Annotated in this window: 8 protein-coding genes and 1 pseudogene; 3 read left to right on the top strand and 6 right to left on the bottom strand. The window is 70.1% G+C overall.

Annotation, left to right across the window (positions count from 1 at the left end):
- Positions 1–319 precede the first annotated feature (319 nt).
- On the top strand, positions 320–4,054 hold the full coding sequence (locus M2163_RS35760) for a GH92 family glycosyl hydrolase (RefSeq protein WP_280897364.1): 3,735 nt from the start codon (positions 320–322) through the stop codon (positions 4,052–4,054).
- A 20-nt stretch (positions 4,055–4,074) separates the two neighbouring features.
- Positions 4,075–6,012 (top strand): alpha-glucuronidase, encoded by a 1,938-nt coding sequence (locus tag M2163_RS35755; protein WP_280896037.1) that lies wholly within the window; start codon positions 4,075–4,077, stop codon positions 6,010–6,012.
- A gap of 91 nt (positions 6,013–6,103) precedes the next feature.
- On the opposite strand, the gene M2163_RS35750 is transcribed toward M2163_RS35755, so the two are convergent.
- The 5 genes and pseudogenes from M2163_RS35750 to M2163_RS35730 form a co-directional block, all read right to left on the bottom strand.
- Positions 6,104–6,730, bottom strand: coding sequence for a DUF624 domain-containing protein (locus tag M2163_RS35750; protein ID WP_280854064.1), 627 nt, complete (start codon positions 6,728–6,730; stop codon positions 6,104–6,106).
- Between the two features lie 158 nt (positions 6,731–6,888).
- Positions 6,889–8,404 (bottom strand): annotated as a pseudogene (locus tag M2163_RS35745) (glycosyl hydrolase).
- On the bottom strand, positions 8,404–10,059 hold the full coding sequence (locus tag M2163_RS35740) for an extracellular solute-binding protein (RefSeq protein ID WP_280896036.1): 1,656 nt from the start codon (positions 10,057–10,059) through the stop codon (positions 8,404–8,406). The pseudogene M2163_RS35745 and the gene M2163_RS35740 overlap by 1 nt, the downstream one beginning before the upstream one ends.
- 37 nt (positions 10,060–10,096) lie before the next feature.
- Positions 10,097–10,969 carry a carbohydrate ABC transporter permease gene (locus M2163_RS35735; protein ID WP_280896035.1) on the bottom strand — a complete coding sequence of 291 codons (873 nt, stop codon included), beginning with the start codon at positions 10,967–10,969 and terminating at the stop codon, positions 10,097–10,099.
- Positions 10,963–11,943 carry an ABC transporter permease subunit gene (locus tag M2163_RS35730; RefSeq protein ID WP_280848783.1) on the bottom strand — a complete coding sequence of 327 codons (981 nt, stop codon included), beginning with the start codon at positions 11,941–11,943 and terminating at the stop codon, positions 10,963–10,965. The genes M2163_RS35735 and M2163_RS35730 overlap by 7 nt, the downstream gene beginning before the upstream one ends.
- Positions 11,944–12,146: 203 nt before the next feature.
- Here M2163_RS35730 and M2163_RS35725 point away from each other — a divergent pair, with 203 nt between their 5' ends.
- Complete coding sequence (locus tag M2163_RS35725) at positions 12,147–13,142, top strand: acetylxylan esterase (RefSeq protein ID WP_280896034.1); 996 nt, start codon at positions 12,147–12,149, stop codon at positions 13,140–13,142.
- On the opposite strand, the gene M2163_RS35720 is transcribed toward M2163_RS35725, so the two are convergent.
- Positions 13,132–16,401 carry a GH92 family glycosyl hydrolase gene (locus M2163_RS35720; protein WP_280896033.1) on the bottom strand — a complete coding sequence of 1,090 codons (3,270 nt, stop codon included), beginning with the start codon at positions 16,399–16,401 and terminating at the stop codon, positions 13,132–13,134. The genes M2163_RS35725 and M2163_RS35720 overlap by 11 nt on opposite strands.
- Between the last annotated feature and the right edge of the window lie 115 nt (positions 16,402–16,516).

Here is a 16,516-nt window from a genome sequence, read left to right as displayed (position 1 = left end):
GTGAATCGCCGACAGGTATAGTCCACTTCCGGCCGAGGGAGCAAGATCGAATGCAATGTTGGCCATGGGTGTTTTCGAGTTGAGACCTCGCGGAAATATGAGCGCCCTGTGCGAAGCTTGCCGGAAAAATCCGCGACATAGGCCTCGAATGCCACAGCCAACGCCCTTGACATCACTGTCCACTTGGGCCCCTACTGATCCTTGCACGGATTGTGTGACAACGTTGTCCGTCCTTGTGCAGGGAGGGTACTCGCCGATGGATCGGTACAGAACTCGGCTCAGACGGAGTACGGCGGTCGTGATCACGGCCGCCTTTTGCGTGACGGTGGGCGGGCAGGGCGCGGCGGTCGCCCTGCCCGAGGCGCCCGCCCCCGCCGACGAGGGGTTCGCCTCCTCCTTCGAGGCGGGCGAGCCGGCCCCCGACTGGCTCAGCACGGTCGACGGCGGCAGGGCCTCGGGCGTCGACGGCGGCTACCGCACCGGCATCCCGGGCAATGTCACCGACCGGGTCACCGACGTCCGGGCGAGCGCCGAGAACGCCTCGGGCGGCGAGGTGAAGGAGAACCTCGCCGACAGCGAGCCGGGCACCAAGTGGCTGGCCTTCGCGTCCACCGGCTGGGCGGAGTTCGACCTGGACAAACCGGTCAAGGCGGTCACCTACGCGCTCACCTCGGCCAACGACTTCGCCGAGCGCGACCCGAAGGACTGGACCCTCAAGGGCTCCACCGACGGCAAGGACTGGAAGACACTCGACACCCGTACGGGCGAGAGCTTCGCCGAGCGGTTCCAGACGAAGCCGTACGACATCCCGGCGGACGCCGTCGCGGAGTACCAGCACTTCCGGCTGGAGATCACGAAGAACAACGGCGCCTCCGGGATCCTCCAGCTCGCCGACCTCCAGCTCTCCACGGGCGAGAACGAGGGACCGGTGCCCCCGGACATGCTCTCCCTCGTCGACCGCAGCCCGACCGGATCGCCCACCGCCAAGGCGGCCGCGGGATTCACCGGAAAGAAGGCCCTGCGTTACGCCGGACGGCACACGGCCGAGGGCCGGGCGTACTCGTACAACAAGGTCTTCGACGTGAACGTGGCGGTCGACCGGCTGACCCGGCTGTCGTACCGGATCTACCCCTCGATGGTGGACGGCGACCGGGACTACGACTCGACGAACGTCTCGGTGGACCTCGCGTTCACCGACGGCACCTTCCTGAGCGAGCTCGGAGCGCGTGACCAGCACGGATTCACGCTCTCGCCGCAGGGACAGGGCGCCTCGAAGGCGCTCTACGTCAACCAGTGGAACCACGTGGCCGCGCGGATCGGGTCGGTCGCGGCCGGGAAGACCGTCGACCGGATCCTCGTCGCCTACGACTCCCCGAACGGGCCGGCGAAGTTCCGCGGCTGGCTGGACGACGTGACGCTGGAGCGGGCCGCGCCGGAGCAGCCCAGGGCGCACCTGTCCGACTACGCGCTCACCACCCGCGGCACCAACTCCAGCGGCGGTTTCTCGCGCGGCAACAACTTCCCGGCGACGGCCGTGCCGCACGGCTTCAACTTCTGGACGCCGGTGACCAACGCGTCCTCGCTGAGCTGGCTGTACGACTACGCGCGTGCGAACAACGAGGACAACCTGCCGACGATCCAGGCGTTCAGCGCGAGCCACGAGCCGAGCCCGTGGATGGGTGACCGGCAGACCTTCCAGGTGATGCCGTCGGCGGCCTCCGGGACCCCGGACACCGGCCGGGAGGCACGCGAACTGGCGTTCCGCCACGAGAACGAGACCGCGCGGCCGTACTACTACGGCGTGCGGTTCGAGAACGGGCTGAAGGCGGAGATGACGCCGACCGACCACGCGGCGGCCCTGCGCTTCAGCTTCCCCGGCGACGACGCGAGCGTCCTCTTCGACAACGTGACCGATCAGGCGGGGCTGACGCTCGACAAGGACGCGGGGGTGATCACCGGGTACTCGGACGTGAAGTCCGGGCTGTCGACCGGGGCCACCCGGCTCTTCGTCTACGGCGTCTTCGACAAGCCGGTGACGGACGGATCGTCGAGCGGGGTCAAGGGATACCTGCGCTTCGACGCAGGCGGCGACCGGACCGTCACGCTGCGCCTCGCCACCTCGCTGATCAGCCTCGACCAGGCCAAGGACAACCTGCGCCAGGAGATCCCGGACGGCACGTCCTTCGACGACGTGAAGGGCGCGGCTCAGCGCGCCTGGGACCGGCTGCTCGGCAAGGTCGAGGTCGAGGGCGCCACGCAGGACCAGCTGACCACGCTGTACTCCAGCCTGTACCGGCTGTACCTGTACCCCAACTCCGGCTTCGAGAAGGTCGGTTCGAAGTACCAGTACGCCTCGCCCTTCTCGCCGATGCCCTCCCCCGACACCCCGACGCACACCGGCGCGAAGATCGTGGACGGCAAGGTGTACGTCAACAACGGCTTCTGGGACACCTATCGGACCACGTGGCCGGCGTACTCGTTGCTGACGCCCTCTCAGGCGGGCGAGATGGTCGACGGGTTCGTCCAGCAGTACAAGGACGGCGGCTGGACCTCGCGCTGGTCCTCGCCGGGCTACGCGGACCTGATGACCGGCACCTCCTCGGACGTGGCCTTCGCGGACGCGTACGTCAAGGGTGTCGGCTTCGACGCGAAGTCGGCGTACGACGCGGCCCTGAAGAACGCCACCGTCGTGCCCCCGTCCTCCGGTGTGGGCCGCAAGGGCATGGAGACCTCGCCCTTCCTCGGCTACACCAGCACCGACACCCACGAGGGCCTGTCCTGGGCGCTGGAGGGCTACCTCAACGACTACGGCATCGCGCGGATGGGCCGGGCGCTGTACGCGAAGACGGGAGAGAAGCGCTACAAGGAGGAGTCCGAGTACTTCCTCAACCGGGCCCGGGACTATGTGAACCTCTTCGACTCCAGGGCCGGCTTCTTCCAGGGCCGCGACAAGACGGGCGAGTGGCGCGTCGAGTCCTCGAAGTACGACCCGCGCGTGTGGGGCTACGACTACACCGAGACCAACGGCTGGGGGTACGCCTTCACCGCCCCGCAGGACAGCCGGGGTCTCGCCAACCTGTACGGCGGCCGCTCCGGGCTCGCCGAGAAGCTGGACGAGTACTTCGCGACGCCTGAGACGGCCTCGCCGGAGTTCGTCGGCTCCTACGGCGGGGTCATCCACGAGATGACCGAGGCACGGGACGTCCGGATGGGCATGTACGGCCACTCCAACCAGGTCGCCCACCACGTCAACTACATGTACGACGCGGCGGGTCAGCCCTGGAAGACGCAGCGCAACGTCCGCGAGGTGCTGTCGCGGCTGTACGTCGGCAGCGAGATCGGGCAGGGCTACCACGGGGACGAGGACAACGGCGAGCAGTCGGCCTGGTTCCTGTTCTCGGCGCTGGGCTTCTACCCGCTGGTGATGGGCAGCGGCGAATACGCCGTCGGCTCACCGCTGTTCACCAAGGCGACGGTCCACCTGGAGAACGGCCGGGACCTGGTGGTCAGGGCGCCGAAGAACAGTGCGCAGAACGTGTACGTGCAGGGCCTGCGGGTCAACGGCAAGCCCTGGACGTCGACTTCGCTCCCCCACTCGGTCCTGGCCAAGGGTGCCGTGCTGGACTTCGACATGGGTCCGCGGCCGTCGAAGTGGGGCACGGGGAAGGACGCGGCCCCGGTGTCGATCACGCAGGACGACGAGGTGCCGACGCCGCGTGCGGACGTGCTCTCCGGTGACGGGGCGCTGTTCGACGACACCTCGGCCACCGACGCGACCGTGACCTCGGTGGACCTGCCGGTGTCCGGTGCGGTCAAGGGGGTCCAGTACACGCTGACCTCGTCGTCGGACCGTGCGAAGGCCCCGACCGGCTGGACGCTCCAGGGCTCGGACGACGGCACCACGTGGAAGACCCTCGACCGGCGGTCCGGGGAGTCCTTCGCATGGGACCGGCAGACACGGGCGTTCTCCGTGAGGTCCGCGGGTACGTACGGGAAGTACCGTCTCGTGCTCGACGGCGAGGCGGTGGTCGCGGAAGTCGAACTGCTCGCCTGAGCAGAGGTGTTGGGGGTCCCATGCGGGGTGTCGATCCGGCCTGGCTGCCGGACGGGGCTTTCCGGCCGATCGGCACCCGGCGGACCCTGGTCCGCGGCTCGGGTCCACTGGTGGACACGGTCCGCGGTGAGGTGGCGCGGGCCTGCGAGCGGTTCGGGGGCGCCGTCGTGCGCGACGAGCCCGACCTCGTCCTGGAGCTGACCGGCGACGACGACAGCGAGACCTTCACCCACGGACGCCGTGACGGCTGTACGAGCGTCACGGCGTCCGGCGCGCGCGGGCTGCTGTACGGGTTCTTCCACGTCGTACGGCTCGGGGAGGCGGCGTTCCACGGCGAGGCCCGACCTGTCGTCCATGAGCCTCAGGTGTCGCTGCGCATGCTCGACCACTGGGACAACGTGGCCGTGCACCCTGTCATGGGCCAGGTGGAGCGCGGGTACGCCGGCGGTTCGCTGTTCTGGGAGGACGGGCGGGCGCGCGGGGACCTGGAGAGGGTGCGGGCGTACGGCAGGCTGCTCGCGGCCTGCGGGATCAACGCGGTGGCCGTCAACAACGTCAACGTGCACGCGGCCGAGGCGCGGCTGCTGACCGACCGGATCGGTGAAGTCGCCGACATCGCGGGCGCGTTGCGGCCGTACGGGATACGTGTCCATCTGTCGGTGACCTTCGCCGCGCCGATGGTCCTGGGCGGGCTGCCCACGGCGGACCCGCTGCACGAGTCCGTACGGGCGTGGTGGGCCGGGGCGACCGCCCGGGTGTACGCGGCGATCCCCGACTTCGGAGGGTTCGTGGTCAAGGCGGACTCCGAGGGGCAGCCGGGCCCGTTCGCGTACGGGCGCACCCACGCCGACGGCGCCAACACGCTGGCCGCCGCCCTGGAGCCCTTCGGGGGCACGGTCCACTGGCGGGCCTTCGTCTACGACCACCGCCAGGACTGGCGGGACCGCTCGACCGACCGGGCGCGGGCCGCGTACGACCATTTCGTGCCCCTGGACGGGGAGTTCGCCGCCAACGCGGTCCTCCAGGTCAAGCACGGGCCGATGGACTTCCAGGTGCGGGAGCCGGTCTCGCCGCTGATCGGGGCGATGCCCGGGACACGGCTCGCGGTGGAGCTCCAGGCGACGCAGGAGTACACCGGGCAGCAGCGGCACGTGTGCTGGCTGGGGCCGATGTGGAGCGAGGTGCTGCGCTTCGGGATCACCGGTGAGGCCACGGTGGGCGCGTCGGCGGCCGGTGGGCTCGTCGCCGTGTCCAACGTCGGGGACGACCCGTTCTGGACGGGGCATCCGCTGGCCCAGGCGAACCTCTACACCTTCGGGCGGCTGGCCTGGGAGCCGGACGCCGATCCGGGCCGGGTGCTCGACGAATGGATCCGGCTCACCTTCGGGAGCGGGCCCCGGCTCACGGCGGGTCTGCAGGCGGTCCTGGACGGTTCGTGGCGGACGTACGAGAAGTACACCGCCCCGCTCGGGGTCGGGTTCATGGTCCAGCCGGGGCACCACTACGGGCCGAGCGTCGACGGCTACGAGTACAGCCCGTGGGGCACCTACCACTTCGCCGACCGTGAGGGCGTCGGTGTCGACCGGAGCGTGGCGAGCGGCACGGGGTACGCGGGGCAGTACGCCGAGCCGTGGGCCGAACTGTACGAGTCGCCGGAGACCTGCCCGGACGAGCTGCTGCTGTTCTTCCACCACGTGCCGTACGGGCATGTGCTGCACAGCGGCAGGACGGTGATCCAGCACATCTACGACACGCACTTCGAGGGCGTGGCGGAGGTGGAGGCGGCCCAACAGGTGTGGGCCTCGCTGGCGGAACTCGTGGAGGAGGCGCGCCACGCGCGGGTCACGGAGCTGTTCGGGGAACAGCTCCGCAGCGCCCGCGAGTGGCGCGACCAGGTCAACAGCTACTTCTTCCGTAAGTCGGGGGTGCCCGACGAACGGGGGCGGACGATCTACTGAATCCGCAGGACGGACACGCCTGGCGGGTCCAGGGCGGAGGGCGCACCGGCCTGCCCTCGGCCGCCGTAGGGGATCCTGGAGCTCGACGGGGTCATGCGGTGAAGTCCTCCCGGGTCTCGGTGATCACCGGGCGGCTGCTGTGCAGCAGCGACAGGAGCATCGGGGCCGCCAGCAGGGCGGGCAGGGCCTCGGTCAGCACGGCGGTCCCGGTGGCCGTCAGCACGAGCAGCGAGGCGGCACCCAGGGTGGTGCGGCCGTGCCGGAACAGGAAGTGGCCGGCCAGGCGTGCGGTGTCCCTCGCCCGGAAGGCGAACAGGGCGGTGAGGACGAGCGCGTGCGCGCCCCACAGCAGCGACCCGGCGCCGATGGCCGCGAGCAGCATGGCCCACCAGCCGGGCAGGCCGGTGGCGGCGAAGTGGGTGAGCGTGAAGGCGATGATCGTGAGCCAGGCCAGCAGGGGCGTCCACAGCTTCAGGGCGGGGACGGCGTTGAGCCGCCAGCCGCGCCAGTAGGACCGGGCCGGGTGGAGGTCGGTGAGGTCGCGGTCGCGGCGGTCGAGGGCGTACAGGGCGGCGGCCGTGGCCGGGCCGAGGGGCAGCAGGCACACGGCGGCGAGGGGCAGGTTGGCGGGGGCGGGGCCCAGCAGGAGCAGACCCGCGAGGCCCGGGGAGGCGGCCACGAGGAGCAGGGCCTCGACGGTGACGAGGGTGTGGATCAGGGCCGCGGCGCGGGAGAGGGAGCCGGTGCCGAAGGAGGACGGGGTGGAGCGGGGGACGGGGGCGGTGTGGGGTGGGCGGCTCTCCCGGTGCCGGTGTCCTGTCGGCGGGCGGTGTGCGGCGGGGCGACCGGCCGCCGCCCGCACCCGGCCCGACCCGTTCACTCCGCCTCCCTTCCCAGCAGTCGGCGTTCGTCCCACCACGGCGGTGCCTCCGCCACGACCGCGCTGACCTCCACGAGCGTGATCTCGTGCCGGGCCAGCGTCAGGTCCAGTACGGCCCGGTCGTCCTCGACGGGCAGCCGCAGATGCCGCCGGCCGGGTTCGGCGGCCTCGTGGAGCATGTCGAGCTGGTGCGGGCCGGGTGAGCGCGGGCTGCCCATCCGCTGCCAGGCCGTACGGGCGTTGCCGTGCTCCTCGTCGACCACGGACCGCCGGACGAACGCCTTTCGCGCGCCCCGCACCGGTACCGACAGGCGCAGTCGGTGCCGGTCCGGGCCGGGTGTGGCGCCGCTCGCGTCGACCGGCGCCCAGGCGAGGACGGTCACCCGGCCGTCGGGGTGCCGGGTGACCAGGTGGTCGGTGCCGCGGGTGAGCAGGTCGGGGCCCATGCGGGCCATGAAGGCGTAGAGGTGGTACGTCGGTTTCCGCACCTGTCGGTGGGTGAGCAGGCCGAAGCCGCCGTGGAAGAGGGCGGTCGGCGGGCCGGCCTCCTCGAACACGTCGCTGAAGGTCCAGTACGAGAAGGAGTCGACGTGGTCGCCGCCGCGTGCGAGGACCGGTGCCAGGTAGGCCGCGTGGAAGGCGGTGTCGTGGACCGGGTTGTCGGGACGGTAGGAGGAGTTGAACTCCGTGATGTGGACGGGGAGTTCGCCGAGCGCGGTGTCCTTCAGGCGCTCGCGGGGCGTGGCGAACTGGTCCAGGAGGTGCTGGGCGGGTGCCAGGGTCTGGTGGACGCCGAAGGGGACGTGCTGGGCGGGGCCCGAGGTGTAGGCGTGCTTCGACACGAAGTCGACCGGGACACCGCGCCGTTCGGCGAACTCGGGCGAAGCGGTCCAGCCACTCGTCGGCGCCCGGTGAGATCGCGGGGCCGCCGACCTGGAGGTCCGGGTCCACCTCCTTCACCGCGGCGGCCGTCACCTCGTAGAGGCGGTGGTAGGCCCGCTCGTCCGCGCCCTGCCAGAAGTCGGGCAGGTTGGGCTCGTTCCAGACCTCGACGGGCCATTGCCGCACCTCGTCGAGGCCGTAGCGGTCGACGAGGTGGGTGAGGGTCGCCTTGACCAGGGCCGCCCACTCCCGGTGCGAACGGGGCGGGGTGACGTTGCCGTGCCACCAGAACACGGTCTGCTTGCCCGACGCCAACTCCGTCGGCATGAAACCGAGTTCGAGGAACGGCCGGATGCCGAGCTCCAGCCAGGCGTCGACGACCTGGTCGACGTAGGTGAAGGAGTGACGGACGCCCCGGACGCCCTCGGGCCACTCGTAGGGCCGATACACGCCCATGCCGTCGCTGAACAGGCCGTGTCCCCGGATGCAGCGGAAGCCGATCTCGCGCTGGAGCAGCTTCAGGGAGTCCTGGTGGTCGCGGCGCAGGGCGAGTTCGATCCGTCCGGTGCCGACGCAGTGCCGCCAGGCGCCGGACAGGCGGCCGGTCGGCTCGGCCGGCACGCGGAAGATCACCCGTTCTCCTTCCTGAACCGCTCGTACGCCTTGTTGTGCAGGTCGACGAGTTGCTGCATGTTCTTGGCCTTCAGCTCGGACACATACGCGTCCCATTCGGACATCGGGCGCTTGCCGAGCACGAACTGGAGGGTGTTCTGGATGGCGTGGTCCTTGAGCGGGGTGTCCCAGAGCGTGGCCTGCTCCTGCTCGAAGGACTGCAGGGGGTGGGCCGGGTCGACGGGGAGCTCCTTGCGCTGGGACATGACGTCCTGGAACTTCTTCTCGTCCGGGCCGAAGTTGGAGGACACCAGCTCCCAGCTGCCGCCGTAGGTGAACACGCCGTTGAAGAAGCCGTAGTCCTTCTGGAGGTCCTCCGGGGCGTCCGGGTCGGAGCCCATCAGCGATATCCCGGGCTTCAGCGTGTACGTGCCGCCGGACTCGGTGTAGGTGACGCCCTCCACGCCCCACTTGCAGAACCTCTGGCCCTGGTCGGAGTACCAGAGCCAGTCCACGAACTGCATCATCGCGACGAAGTCGGCGCTCTTGAGGGCCTTGCTGGAGATCATGACGCCGTTCTCCAGCCGGATGCCGCTCAGCAGGATCGGTCCCGCCGGGCCGAGGGGCACCGGGACCATCTCGATCCTGGATCCCTTGACCTGCTTGTTCAGGTTGTAGCGGTAGTTCTGCACCAGCTCCTGCGAGTTGGCGCTGATCACGTACGACTTCTCGGCGAGCAGCTTCTGGATGGCCTGGTCGTCCTGCTGGGTGAAGCTCTCGGGGTCGAGGAGCTTCTCGGCGACGATCTTCCTCAGGTACTCGATCATCTGCCGGTAGGCGTCCTGGGCCGCGGTGAAGACGAACCGCTGCGCCTTGGTGTCGAAGCTGATGTTGTCGTAGTTCCAGCCGGCCTTCACCCCGTGGGCCTGGCCGAGATATCCGAACAACGCCCCGCACGGAAAGGGGGTGTTGGTGCTCCAGCGGTCGGTCCACGGGTACTTGTCCGGGTACTCCGCCTTGAGCGCCCTGAGGACGTCGTACACCTCGTCCCAGGTCGTGGGCAGGGTCAGTCCGTGCTGGTCGAGGATGTCGGTGCGGAAGGACAGCGAGTAGTTCGACTTCGGTCTCTCGTGCAGACCGGGGAGCAGGTAGTACTTGCCGTCGGACTGGCGGATGGAGTCGAGCTCGGGCTCGAGCTTCCACTTGCGCACCTTGTCCCGGAAGTTGGGCATCAGGTCGACGTACTCGCTGACCGGGAGGATCGCGCCCGAGGACACGAAGGCGACCTCGCCGGGGTGGTAGGTCTTCGGGATGATGAAGGGGGCGTCGCCCGCGCCGATGAGGACGCTGCGCTTCTTCTCGTAGTCGGCGAGCGGGACGTCGAGGGGCTTGATGGTGACCCCGGTGCGCTTGGTGACCTCCTTCCAGAACAGCCAGTTCTTCTTGAGGGGGTAGACCGGGTTGTCGTTGTGCAGCATGGAGAAGGACAGCGCCTTGGACGCCTTGAACTGCTGGCCCGCCCGGTACTCCTTCATCGCGCCGTTGCGCTTCTTGGAGAGGTCCTTGGAGTCGCCTCCGTCGTCGCCGCTGCCGCACCCGGTGAGGCCGGCGAGACCGATGAATCCTGCGGCGGCCAGGATCTGACGCCGTGACAGCGATCCGGTGTTCTCCACGGATACTCCTTTGTTCCGTTGGGGATGTGACGGGCTGTCAGCCCTTGACCGCGCCGAGCATCACGCCCGAGACGAAGTAGCGCTGGACGAACGGGTACACGCAGATGATCGGCAGTGCGGTGAGCACGATCGTGACCGCCTGGATGCTCGCGCCGACCTGGCTGAGCTCGGCGGTTGCGGCGCCCGCGTTGCCGCCGCCGGTGGCACCGGCGATGAGGTTGCGCAGATAGACGGTGACCGGCATGAGGTCGGACTGGTCCATGTAGAGGAACGCGCTGAACCAGGAGTTCCAGAAGGACACCGTGTAGAAGAGCACCATGGTCGCGACGACCGCCTTGGACAGGGGCAGCACGATCCGCAGGAGGATGCCGTAGGTGCTCAGGCCGTCGATCTGCGCGGCCTCCTCCAGCTCGGTGGGCAGGCTCTCGAAGAAGGCCTTCATCACCAGCAGGTTGAAGACGCTGATCGCGTTGGGCAGCGCGATGGCCCAGACGCTGTTCTGCAGTCCGAGCTCGGTGACCAGGATGTAGTTCGGGATCAGGCCGCCGGTGAAGAACATGGTGAACACGGCGATGCCGACGAGCACCCCGCGCCCCCTGAGGTGCTTCTTCGACAGGACGTAGGCGTAACAGGTCGTCAGGACCATGGCCACGGCGGTGGAGACGACCGTGTAGAACACGGTGTTGCCGTAGTTGCGCCAGAACATCGAGTCCTGGAAGACGATCCGGTACGTGGTGAGGTTGAACCCCTTGGGCCACAAGGTCACTTCACCGGCCCGGATCTGCCTCTCCCCGCTGAAGGACCGCGCGACGATGTTGACGAAGGGGTACAGGGTCACGAGCACCACAAGGCTCAGGACCACCCCGTTGACGCCCTGGAAGACCCGGTAGGAGCGGCTCGGCCTCACCACAGGCTGGTCCCCACCGTGCGGCGCGAGAGCGTGTTGGCGGACGTGATCAGGACCAGGCCGATGATCGCCTCGAACAGCCCGATGGCGGCCGCGTAGCTGAAGCTGTTGGACTCCACGCCCGCCCGGTAGACGTACGTCGAGATCACGTCGGCGGTCGGGTAGGTCAGCGGGTTGTACAGCAGCAGGACCTTCTCGAAGCCGACCGCCATGAACGTGCCGACGTTCAGGATCAGCAGCGTGATCATGGTGGGGCGGATGCCGGGCAGGGTGACGTGCCAGATCTGCTGCCAGCGGTTGGCGCCGTCGATGCGCGCGGCCTCGTACAGGTCCTCGTCGATGGTGGTGAGCGCGGCGAGGTAGAGGATCGTGCCCCAGCCGGCGGTCTGCCAGATCTCCGAGCCGACGTAGATCGTGCGGAACCAGTCGGGTTCCTGGATGAAGCGGATCTCGTCATGGCCGAGCCATCCGAGGGCGTGGTTGACCGGCCCGTCGGTGGCGAGCATCTGCATCGTGAGGCCGGCGACGATCACGATCGACAGGAAGTGCGGGAGGTACGACACCGACTGCACGAACCGTTTCAGGGAGCGCCGGCGCACCTCGTTGAGCAGCAGGGCGAGCACGATCGGGACGGGGAAGCAGAACACGAGGGTGAGCCCGCCGAGCCACAGGGTGTTGCGGAACACCTGCCAGAAGGTCGGGTCGCTGAGGAACATGCGCACATAGCGCAGGCCCACCCAGTCCTCGCCGAACATCGAGCCGCCTGGCTCGAAGCGCCGGAAGGCGATCACATTGCCGATCATCGGCAGATAGCGGAAGACCAGGAAGAACAGCAGGGGCAGGACGGCCAGCGAGTAGAGCTGCCAGTCGCGGCGCAGGGACCGGCGCCATCCGCTGCGCGGCGCGGGGCGGGCGGGGGCCGCGGGCCGGTCGTCGACGCTGGACGGTGGAGAGGCCGACTTGACGGATGTGCTCATGCTCGGTCCTCTCAGACGGAGACATGGAACCGAAACTTTCGAGCTCTTACCGGTAACTCCGCGGCAACTTAGAGGGCAGGAGAAAGCGCTGTCAATGGGGCGGGCGGGAGATGGGCGGGACAGGAGATGGGTAGGACCGAGAGGCCACATCCCAGCGTCCTCCGCAAGTTTCACTACTTGGACCGACTCATGCGAGGTGTCCTGTGCCTGCGTTCGATCTGCCCGCCGCGGAGCTGGAGCGCTACCGCCCCGATGTCCAGGAACCCCCGGATTTCGGCGAGTTCTGGCGTGACACCCTGAAGGAGGCCGCGCAGACGGAGGTGTTGGTGTCGGTGCGCCCCGTGGAGAACGGCCTGCGGCTGACCCGGACCTGGGACATCATCTTCCGGGGCTTCGGCGGCGATCCGGTGCGCGCCTGGTACAGCAGACCGGCCGAGGGGCCCGAGCCGCTGCCCGCGGTCGTCGAGTACGCCGGTTACGGCCGGGGCCGCGGCCTTCCGCACGAACGGCTGACCTGGGTGAACGCCGGGTACGCGCATCTGCTGATGGACAACCGCGGCCAGGGCGACCAGTACGGCAACGGCGGCGCGACCCCCGACCCGCACGCTTCGGCGCCGGGAGGCCCGGGCCCCGCGGTACGGGGCCTGCCCGACCCGCGCGCCTATCACTACCGGCGGCTGATCACGGACGCGGTGCGTGCGGTGACGGCGGTGCGGGCACTGCCGGGGGTGGACGGCACCCGGGTGGCGGCCGTGGGCAACAGCCAGGGCGGCGGGCTGGCGCTGGCGGTCGCGGGGCTGGTGCCGGACCTGGCGGCGGTCCTGGTCACCGCGCCCTTCCTGTGCGGCATCCGGCGCGCCCTGGAGCTGACCGACGCGAGCCCGTACGGCGAGATCGGCGCGTACCTCGCCGTGCACCGGGGCGTGGAGGAGGCCGCGTACCGCACGCTGTCGTACGTGGAGGGCGTCTCCTTCGCGCGGCGCGCCGCAGCCCCGGCCCACTTCGGGACGGGGCTGCGGGACACGGTGTGCCCGCCGAGCGGGGCGTACGCGGCCTTCAACCGGTACGGGGAACTGAGCGGCGCGGACCCCCGCAAGGAGATCCACGCCTATCCGTACAACGGCCACGAGGGCGGCGACGCGGTGCACGTGCGCCGCCAACTCGACTGGCTGCGCGATGTGTCGGGGATCAGCCGGTAGCGAGGGTGAACACGTGCAGGTCCGTGTTCCGCGGCAGCGTCACGCTCGCGATCTTCCTGCCCTCCGGTGCCGTGAAGGGCTTCGTGGCGAAGACGTACGTCGCCACCGGGTCCCGGTCCGCGCCCGCCACGTTGCGGTAGGCGGCGCGGGCGACCACCTCGTTGCCGTACTGGACGGTGCCGCCGCCTCCGCCGACGGTCCAGTCCGTGAAGGCGAGTTCGACCGTGGCGGTGCCGCCGTCGGTGTAGGTGACGGTGGCCTGGCTCTGCTGGTTGCCGTTGACCGCGCTGCCGATGAACGACAACCGGCCGGCGGGCGTGTCCAGTTGCAGCGTCTGTCCGGATGCCGTGGCGTTGTCGGGGCGGCCGCTCGGTGAGTTCGGCCAGGTGTAGGCCAGACCGCTCACCGTGCCCTGCCGGCCCGGGGTGAGGCCGGCCGCCTCCAGCGCCTGGCGCGAGTAGCTCCAGCCGCCGCCGTCGTAGTCGGCCTCGTCGTGGTCCCCCGAGTCGTCCGAGATCCCGGTGTTGTCGTACGCGGCGAGGAGGGTGCCCGGCGCGGCCACCGTGAGGGAGACCGGCTGCTCGTACGCGGTGCCCTCCGAGGTGACGGCGACCGTGACGTCGTGAAAGCCCTGCGCGGTGCCCTCGGTGGTGCTCAGGGTGATCTCCTGGGCGCCGTCGGCCACCGTGCCCTCGGCGGGGCTCGCGGTGACGCCTTCCGGGGTCTGCACGCGGAAGCGGACCTCGGGGCCCGTGCCGTCGCCGCTCAGCGACAGCGCGCGCACACCGATCTTGGTGCTGCCGCCCGGCGCGAGCGTCGCCGTGGTCGGGCCGACGCCGATCTGGTACGGCTGCTCGCCCTCGCGGAAGGACGGCGGTGCCGCGTCCGCTCCCCAGGCCGGGGCGGGCCGGCTCGAGAGGGTGTAGTCGAGCCGGCCGCCGTCCCGCACGAAGGACGCGGGCAGCCAAGGCGCCTGGCTGCTACGGCCGTTCACCTTCAGCGAGTGGATGTACGGGGCGTCGGCGGCGGCTCCCTCCGCGCGGACGGAGATGTCGTTGCCGGTGGGCCGGTCGATCTCGATCCGCGGGAACAGCGGTGAGGCGAGGACGAGTTCGGACCGGGACGGCACCTGGGGGTACATGCCGAGCGCGGAGAAGACGTACCAGGCGGACATCGCGCCGAGGTCGTCGTTGCCGGGGATGCCGCCCGGCTGGGTGGACCACAGTTGCCGCATGGCGGCGCGGACGGTCTCCTGCGTCTTGTGGGGGGCGCCCGCGTAGGCGTACAGGTAGGGGACGTTGATCGACGGCTCGTTGTCCAGCTCGGACTTCTCGCCGCCGTTGCCGGTGAAGGCCCAGTCGCCCTTGTCGTCGTGGAAAAAGGAGTCGAGGCGGGCGAGGGCCTTGTCGCGGCCGCCCATCGCGGCGAACAGGCCCGCGGGGTCGTGCTGGACCATCCAGGTGTACTGGGCCGCGGTCCCCTCGACGAACCCGTTGCCGGTGCCCGGGGTGAAGCCGGTGACCCAGCTGCCGTCCGCCTTGCGGTGGGCGATGTACCCGCCGGTCGGGTCGGCGGCGATGTTGAAGGTGTTCTGCCACCACTGGGATCTCTTGGTGAAGGCTGCCGCCGTGCTCTTCTCCCCCGCCGCGCGTGCCAGTTGGGACAGGGCGAAGTCGGCGCCGGACATCTCCAGGGTCTCGGCGGCGCCGCCCCAGGCGTTGGAGACGGAGGGCATGTAGTGCAGCTTCAGGTACTTGTCGAGGGAGGGGCGCTGGCCGACCGAGAGCACCGGCTTCCCCGCCGACGACAGGTCCTCGTCGGTGGGGACGGTGGCCGCCGCCACGAGCGAGTCCAGGGCGCCGCGCAGGTCGAAGTCCTTCCCGCCGAAGGCGTGGATGCCGGCCAGGGCGATGGGTGAGGGGTCGCCGTTCATGACATGGGTGCCGCTCGCTCCGTGCAGCCAGCGGTCCCAGACACCGCCGTTCTGGCGGGCCAGTTCGTACAGGGACTGCGCCACGTCCGATCCGGTGCGGGCGTCGAGCAGGGTCAGCAGTTGCACCTGGCCGCGGTAGACGTCCCAGCCGGAGAAGGTGCCGTACTGGGCGCGGTGGCCCCGGGCGACGGTGTGCACCTTGTCGTCGCTGCCCCGGTAGCGGCCGTCGGCGTCGCTGATGACGTTGGGATGGAGAAGGGCGTGGTAGAGCGCGGTGTAGAAGGTGGTGCGCTCGTCCTCGGTGCCGCCGCCGACGCGGATCGCCCGCAGCCGCTCACGCCAGGCCCGGCGGGCCGCGTCGCGCACCGCGTCGAAGGAGCGGCCTCGCGGGTTCTCGGCTGCGAGGTTGGCCTCGGCACCCGCCCGGCTGACGTACGAGATCCCGATCCGGACGCCGACCTCTTCGGTGCCGGGTGCGAACCGGACGTATCCGCCCGCCCCCTTGCCCGCGACGGGCCGCCCGCCCTGCGAGAACCCGCCCGTGCCGCCGGAGGCCGACAGCGAGCCGGGGGTGAGCTTGTCGTCCTGCCAGGTGCCGGTGGCCGCGAAGGGGCGGTCGAAGTGGGCCGTGAAGTGCAGGGTGTAGTAGGCGCGTCGGCCTTCCGGGTCGAGGTAGCCGCAGAAGTTGCCGGAGGTGACCGAGCCGGAGACGGTCCGGGTCGCCGGGTCGATCTCGACCGTGGAACCGGTCGAGCCCACCTCGGAGTTGGCGGTGCGGAACAGCAGCGAGGCGGGCTTGTCGGCCGGGTAGGTGAAACGGGCCGAGCCGGTGCGGGCGGTGGCGGCGAGGTCGGCGGTCACGCCGGAGGCGAGGCCCACCTTGTAGTGGCCGGGTTCCGCGGTCTCGTCGGCGTGGCTGAAGTCGGCCGCGTACACCGTGTCCTTGGTGTCGCTCGCGGGCGACGAGGTGACCTCGCCGGCGAACGGCAGGATCGGGATGTCGCCGCTGCCGCCCGCGCAGCCGGTGCCGGACATGTGGGTGAGGCTGAAGCCGCGGACGCGGGTGGCGTCGTACAGGTAGCCGCCGGGGGCGGCGGTGCGGGTGGCGTCGCCCCGGGTGTTCTCGGGGCTGAAGGAGAACATGCCGAACGGTGCGACGGCGCCGGGGAAGACGTTGCCGCCGTTCTTCGTGCCGATGAGCGGGTTCACATAGGCGGTCGGGTCGTCGACGAGACCGGGGGGCGCGGCGGGTGCCGCGAGGGCGGGGGTGGCGCCGGTGGCCGCGAGAACGGCCGCCAGCAGCAGGGACGTCGGACGGAAACGCATGACGCGGCCCCTCCTCCTTCGGACGGGTCGCGCACCACAGGTCGCACAAGCCGCAGGGACAGTAACGTGCGCCACGCGTATCACGGAAGGGCGCGTACGGCGGACGGGACGCGCG

Source organism: Streptomyces sp. SAI-135, from assembly GCF_029893805.1.
Taxonomy (GTDB): Bacteria; Actinomycetota; Actinomycetes; order Streptomycetales; family Streptomycetaceae; genus Streptomyces.
Note: the sequence above shows the minus strand (reverse complement) of the source record. Positions and strands in the feature narration are given on the sequence as shown.